Source organism: Vibrio sp. 10N.261.52.A1 (assembly GCF_002876325.1).
Taxonomy (GTDB): Bacteria; Pseudomonadota; Gammaproteobacteria; order Enterobacterales; family Vibrionaceae; genus Vibrio; species Vibrio chagasii.
In genome coordinates this window covers 1-307 of sequence record NZ_MCYD01000343.1, presented here as the reverse complement: position 1 = coordinate 307, position 307 = coordinate 1, and the positions used below count along the sequence as shown (strand labels likewise).

Genomic DNA, 307 nt, shown 5'->3' with positions numbered 1-307 from the left:
ATTTATACATGCTTTATCAGCTTAGTATATCGAACGATAAAAAAAATGCCCGTTAAATTAACGGGCATTTTTATTTACTAAACAAAAAGTCACTCCAATAAAGAGTCACTTAAAAGATAGAGTGCTTAGCTTATTCAGCCGACTCTTCTTTTTGTGCTGCTTTAACTGTGATTGCTAGCTCTTCCAGAGATGCTGGGTTTGCTAGGCTTGGCGCGTCTGTTAGTAGACATGCTGCAGCTGTTGTTTTCGGGAATGCGATAACGTCACGGATGTTCTCTGTACCACAAAGTAGCATTGCTAGACGGTC

The 307-nt window shown here is 40.1% G+C and carries 1 protein-coding gene; it reads right to left on the bottom strand.

Annotation, left to right across the window (positions count from 1 at the left end; translation table 11 throughout):
• Positions 1-130 precede the first annotated feature (130 nt).
• A partial coding sequence (locus BCT81_RS29000; protein ID WP_133152537.1) for an amino acid--tRNA ligase-related protein occupies positions 131-307 on the bottom strand: 177 nt, incomplete at its 5' end.